The sequence below is a fragment of the Stutzerimonas stutzeri KOS6 genome (assembly GCF_000307775.2).
Lineage (GTDB): Bacteria > Pseudomonadota > Gammaproteobacteria > Pseudomonadales > Pseudomonadaceae > Stutzerimonas > Stutzerimonas stutzeri_B.
The window spans coordinates 602,980-608,975 of record NZ_KK020675.1 but is presented as its reverse complement, the minus strand read 5'-3'; the positions used below and the strand labels follow the sequence as shown (position 1 = coordinate 608,975).

5 protein-coding genes are annotated in these 5,996 nt (G+C 66.7%); 1 reads left to right on the top strand and 4 read right to left on the bottom strand.

Features of this window, described 5'->3' with window-relative positions; all coding sequences use genetic code 11:
* Positions 1-291 precede the first annotated feature (291 nt).
* The 3 genes from B597_RS26820 to B597_RS26810 form a co-directional block, all read right to left on the bottom strand.
* Positions 292-1,218, bottom strand: coding sequence for an ABC transporter permease (locus B597_RS26820; protein ID WP_003292985.1), 927 nt, complete (start codon positions 1,216-1,218; stop codon positions 292-294).
* Between the two features lie 62 nt (positions 1,219-1,280).
* Positions 1,281-2,387, bottom strand: coding sequence for an ABC transporter permease (locus B597_RS26815; protein WP_003292987.1), 1,107 nt, complete (start codon positions 2,385-2,387; stop codon positions 1,281-1,283).
* Positions 2,388-2,399: 12 nt separating this feature from the next.
* Entirely contained in the window at positions 2,400-3,956 is a 1,557-nt protein-coding gene (locus tag B597_RS26810; protein WP_003292988.1) for an ABC transporter ATP-binding protein, read from the bottom strand.
* Between the two features lie 249 nt (positions 3,957-4,205).
* Here B597_RS26810 and B597_RS26805 point away from each other — a divergent pair, with 249 nt between their 5' ends.
* Positions 4,206-5,126 carry an AraC family transcriptional regulator gene (locus B597_RS26805; RefSeq protein WP_003292989.1) on the top strand — a complete coding sequence of 307 codons (921 nt, stop codon included), beginning with the start codon at positions 4,206-4,208 and terminating at the stop codon, positions 5,124-5,126.
* A gap of 114 nt (positions 5,127-5,240) precedes the next feature.
* Here the strand turns inward: B597_RS26805 and B597_RS26800 are convergent, their stop codons facing one another.
* Positions 5,241-5,711 (bottom strand): nucleoside deaminase, encoded by a 471-nt coding sequence (locus B597_RS26800; protein ID WP_003292991.1) that lies wholly within the window; start codon positions 5,709-5,711, stop codon positions 5,241-5,243.
* Positions 5,712-5,996: the final 285 nt, after the last annotated feature.

Genomic DNA, 5,996 nt, shown 5'->3' with positions numbered 1-5,996 from the left:
AGCCAGCGTACGCTGGCTCCTCGTGGGAGGCGCGCCCTCGCGGCGACGCGGGCCGAAAGACCGTCGAAGCCTGAAACCTGCCTGAGTGTCTCGTCCGTAGAGGCGTATTTTGCTTGCTATAAAAGCATCGCCCCGGGGGGCGGGCTCCCCCAAAGGCAGCGAGCGTACGCTGGCTCCTCGTGGGAGGCGCGCCCTCGCGGCGAAGGCAGGCCTAGGGCCTGCCGCAAGCCTTGCTGCATCGGTCCGGGGCTGGCCGGCACAGGCAACGGACGCTCTAGCGCTGCTATCGCCTCAATGCCCCGGCTGCCAGGGCTGACCGAGGGAGACGGGGGCATACAGCCGTGTGCGGATCGCATCCCGCGACAGCAGCACCAGCACCAGAATGGTCGCCACGTACGGCAGCATCGCCAGCAGGTTGCCGGGGATTGCCAGGCCCAGCCCCTGGGCCACCAGGTGGAGGATGCTGGCCAGACCGAACAGGTAGGCGCCGAGCAGCACGCGGGTCACTCGCCAGCTGGCGAAGACCACCAGTGCCAGGGCGATCCAGCCGCGCCCGGCGGTCATGTTTTCTGCCCACATCGGCGTGTACGCCAGTGACATGTAGCCACCGGCGAGGCCGGCCATGGCACCGCCGAACATCACCGCCAGGGTGCGTACGCGCAGCACCGGCAGGCCCATGGCGCTGGCCGCGTTGGGGTTCTCGCCGACCGCCTGGATGATCAGGCCGATGCGGCTTTTAAGCAGCACCCAGGCCACCAGCGCGAATAGTGCGAAGGACAGGTAGACCAGCAGATCCTGGGCGAACAGCATGCGACCGATCACCGGAATCTCGCTGAGCAGCGGAATGGCGATCGGCTCGAAGCCGGCCAGCGGCTTGCCGACCCAGCTGGCACCGACGAACGACGACAGGCCGACGCCGAAGATGGTCAGCGCCAGGCCGGTGGCCACCTGATTGGCGTTGAAGCCCAGCGCCACCATGGCGAACAGCAGCGAGAGCAGCACACCGGCCAGGCAGGCGAACAGCACGCCGAGCCAGAGGTTGCCGCTGGCGAAGGCGACGATGAAGCCGATCACCGCGCCGAACAGCATCATGCCTTCCTGGCCGAGGTTGAGTACGCCGGTCTTCTCGCACACCAGCTCGCCAAGGGCGACCAGCAGCAGCGGCGTGCCGGTGCGGATCATGGCGTAGAAGATATTGGTCAGCAGATCCATGTCCATCGGTCAGGCCTCGAACTTCAAGCGGGCGGCGGGAAAAAGGGTGGGCAACGGAGCGCGCGCGTTCATGTGGCCGGCTCCTCTTTGGTACTGACGAGCGCAGGCTTGCGCGCCCACAGCTTCAGCCTTGGCCGGTAGAGAATCAGCACGTCGCAGGCGAGCAGGAAGAACAGCACCATGCCCTGGAACAGCTGGGTGATCGATTGCGGCAGGTTGGCGGCCATCTGCGCGTTCTCGCCGCCGAGGTAGAGCAGCGCCATCAGCAGGCTGGCGAAGACGATGCCGATCGGGTTGAGGCGGCCGAGGAAGGCCACGGTGATCGCCGCATAGCCGTAGCCCGGCGAGACCTGCGGCACCAGCTGGCCGATCGGTCCGGTGACTTCGGCGACGCCCGCCAGCCCGGCCAGGCCGCCACTGATCAGCAGGGCGACCCAGACCAGCTTCTTGTCGCGGAAGCCGACGAAGCCGGCGGCGCGCTTGTCCAGGCCGAGCACCTTGATCTGGAAGCCGAGGAAGCTCTTCTGCAGCAGCACCCAGACCACCACCAGCGCCAGCAGGGCGAAGTAGAAACCGCCATGCACGCGCAGCCCTTCGATCAGCTCGGGCAGCCGGGTGGCATCGCCGAACATCGCCGACTCCGGAAAGTTGAAGCCTTCCGGGTCCTTCAGCGGTCCGTGCACGGCGAACAGCAGCAGGTTCAGCGCGATGTAGTTGAGCATGATGCTGGTGAGGATTTCGTTGGCGTTGAATGCCGTCTTCAGCCAGGCGCAGAGCCCGGCCCAGGCGGCGCCGCCGAGGGTACCGAGCAGCAGCGTCAATACCAGCGCCCAGCGCGAGTCCCAGTCGATGATGTTGACCGCCAGCGCGCTGCCGGCCAGGGCACCGATGAGCAGCTGGCCTTCGGCACCGATGTTCCAGATGCGCGCGTTGTAGACCACGGCCAGGCCCAGGGCGCAGAGCAGGATCGGCAGCGCCTTGACCAGCAGTTCGGAGATGCCGTAGAGATCGCTCAGCGGATCGATCAGCAGGACCTTGAGCGTCTGCAGTGGTGGGTGGCCGAGCACGGCGAACAGCAGGGCGCCGCTCAGCAGCGTCAGCAGCGCCGCCAGCAGCGGCGAGCACCAGAGCATGGCGCGTGACGCCTGGCCGCGGGGTTGCAGGGATAACAGCATGATGGATTCTCGTCAGGCGGCAGAGGTGGAAACGGGAGCGTCGCTGGTGTCGAACTGGCCGGCCATCCAGCGGCCGACCTCGACCGGGCCGGTGCTGGCGGTGGCGCGCTGCGGCGACAGGCGACCCTCGCTCAGGGCGGCGATGCGATCGCTGATCTGGAACAGTTCCTCGAGGTCTTCGGAGATCACCAGGATCGCCGCACCGGCATCGCGCAATTCGATCAGCGCGCGGTGGATCGCCGCCGCTGCGCCGACATCCACGCCCCAGGTCGGATGCGCGGCGATCAGCAGTTTAGGTTGCTGGAGAATCTCGCGACCGAGGATGAATTTCTGCAGGTTGCCACCGGAAAGGCTCGCCGCCGCGGTCTGTGCGTCCGGTGTCTTCACCGCGAAACGCTGGATGACCTGCTCGGCGAAGGCGAGCACCTTGTTGCGGCGGATCAGCCCATGTTCGAGCATGCCGGTCTGCTGAAAGGCGGTGAGCAGGCCGTTGTCGGCCAGACTCATGCTCGGCACCGCGCCATGACCGAGGCGTTCGGCAGGGACGAAGGCCATGCCGTGGCGGCGACGGGCGTCCGGACGCATGTGGCCGACATCGTCACCGAGAAAGCGGATGCGCATGGCCTGCGCGGCGGGCAGGCGCTGCTCGCCCGAGAGCAGGGCGAGCAGTTCGTCCTGGCCGTTGCCGGCGACGCCGGCGATACCGACGATCTCACCGGCGCGCACTTCCAGGTCGACGTCTTCGAGGGAGACGCCGAACGGGTCGGCGTTGTGCCACGACAGCCGCTCCACGCGCAGGAACGGCGCGCGGCCCTCGCTCTTCGGGTATTCGGCTTCCAGACCTTCGGCGTCGCCGACCATCAGTCGCGCCAGCTCCAGATCCGAGCATTCGGCCGGTACGCACTCGCCGGAAACCCGGCCGGCGCGCAGCACCGTGGCGCTCTGGCACAACGCGCGCACTTCGTTGAGCTTGTGGCTGATGAACAGGATGCTGCAGCCCTCGGCGGCCAGCCGGCGCAGGGTGACGAACAGTTCGTCGGCCTCCTGCGGGGTAAGCACCGAGGTTGGTTCGTCGAGGATCAGCAGGCGGATGTCCTGCATCAGGCAGCGCACGATCTCCACCCGCTGGCGCTCGCCGATGGACAGGCTGTGCACCAGCCGCTGGGGCTCCAGCGGCATGCCGTAGCGTTGCGAGACTTCGCGGATCTTCGGCTCCAGCTGCTTCGGCGTGCCCGCGCTGGCGCCCAGTGCCAGGGCGATGTTCTCCGCCACGCTGAGCGTCTCGAACAGCGAGAAATGCTGGAATACCATGCCGATGCCGCGTTCACGGGCCTGGGCCGGGTCGCGCATGGTCACCCGTTCGCCCTGCCAGTGGATTTCGCCGGCGTCCGGCTGGGTTACACCGTAGATGATCTTCATCAGGGTGCTCTTGCCAGCGCCGTTCTCGCCGAGCAGGGCGTGAATCTCGCCCGGCTGGATCGACAGGTCGATACGGTCGTTGGCCAGGCAGCCTGGGTACTGTTTGGTGATGCCGCAAAGCTGAAGGCGAGCGGTCTGTGATTCGGGCATGGGGGCGTCCGCTGGAATTTTCATGACCAGTGCATAGCAAAAAGCTGGCCAAGCAGTCAGGAATTGAGACGTGGCGTGGGCACGGGCGTTGCGGCGCCCCGCCGGCCACTCGCCGATGGTAGCTGCTGCATCGATTTGGTGCCTCATTCCCGTAGCGTTGGCGTTCTGCTGCACCGCCATGGGGCGTGAGGACCGCAGCCGATCGGCCTGCTAAGCTGGGCACCTGTTCTGCCCCCACGGTCCTGTGCAATGAACCCAATCGACCTTCCCGCCGCCGAGGAAGCGATCACCCAGCGCGCCGCCCTGGCGCGGCTGATCGACGGCATCGTCAGTGATGACGGCATGCATCCCACCGCCATCGACGATCTCTTCCTGATCCGCTGCAGCGCCCCCAGCGAGCTGGTGCACGGGCTGCACAAGCCGGCGCTGTGCATCATCGTGCAGGGCAGCAAGGAGGTTCGCCTGGGTGACGAGCTCTATACCTACGATGCGCTGCACTATCTGGTGGTATCGGTCACCGTGCCGGTGGCCGGCCGCGTGCTGGAAGCCTCGTCGGGCGAGCCCTACCTGTGCATCCGGCTGGATATCGACCCGGCGCTGATCGCCACGCTGGTTGCCGAAACCCGGTCGCTGGGCCTGGCTTCCGACGGGCCGGCGCGTGGGGTTTACCTGGATCGCATCGACGCGCCGCTGCTCGACGCGACGCTGCGTCTGGTGCGGCTGCTCGCCAGCCCGCAGGACATCCCCGTGCTGGCGCCGATGGTCATGCGCGAGATTTTCTACCGCCTGCTCTGCGGTCGCCAGGGCCGCCATCTGCAGGACATCGCAGTGCGCGACAGCCAGGGTCATCGCGTGACCCGTGCCATCGAGTGGCTGAACCGCAACTACGTCGAGCCGCTGCGCATCGAGGAACTGGCACAGCGGGTCAACCTCAGCAGTTCGACGCTGCATCATCGCTTCAAGGCGCTGACGGCGATGAGCCCGCTGCAGTACCAGAAGCAGCTGCGTCTGCAGGAAGCGCGGCGCCTGCTGATCGCCGAAGGGCTCGACGTGTCCAGTGCCGGCTACCGGGTCGGCTACGAAAGCCCCTCGCAGTTCAGTCGTGAATACAGCCGGCTGTTCGGCGCTTCCCCGGTCAAGGACCTGGCGCGCCTGCGCAGCATTGCCTGAGCGGGCTGGCAGTGGGGCGGGTTACCGGCTCGCTGATGTCGATCAAGGGTGGTTGATCGATGGCACGAGGCGCCCCGGTGGCGACTCCGGGCAGCTTGCCTGCTCTGGCTGTGACTACCAGATCCCTTCGTGCAAGGCGGCTGCTTCCGCTTCCAGTAGCGGGCCGATCACTTCGACCTTGCGTTGGCCGGCCTCGAAGACGATGCGGCAGGGCAGATCCAGCGTCGGGTTCTCCGGATGGTTGCCGGTGATCTCCTTCAGGCTGCGCTCGGACAGACCGTAGACCACGCGGCCAAGGCCGACCCAGTACGCGGCCCCGGCGCACATGGCGCAGGGCTCGGCGGATGTGTACATGGTGCAGCGGGAGAGGAATTCCGGCGTGTAGCGGGTCGAGGCTCGGGTCATCAGGACGCGCTCGGCGTGGCCGGTCATGTCGTGGTCGGGCATGTAGGCATTGCCCTGTTCCAGCAGCACCTCACCGTCCGGCCCGACGAGAATCGCGCCGAATGGGTGGGTGCCGTTCTCCAGCGCGCGGCGGGCGACGTCGAAGCTCTTGCGCAGCAGGGTGAGGTCTTGTTCGTTCATGGGCGTCTCGTCGTGGGCAATGTCATTCGCCTGTGGGCTTTTGTAGGGGCGAATTCATTCGCCCGTGGGCTGTGATCGATGTGGGCGAACAAGTTCGGCCCTACGGATGCGGTGCCGGCTTTTGTAGGGGCGAATTTATTCGCCCGTGGGCTGCGGTCGATGTGGCCGAACAAGTTCGCCCCTACGGGTGCGGTGCCGGCTTTTGTAGGGGCGAATTTATTCGCCCGTGGGCTGCGGTCGATGTGGCCGAACAAGTTCGCCCCTGCGGGTGCGGTGCCGGCTTTT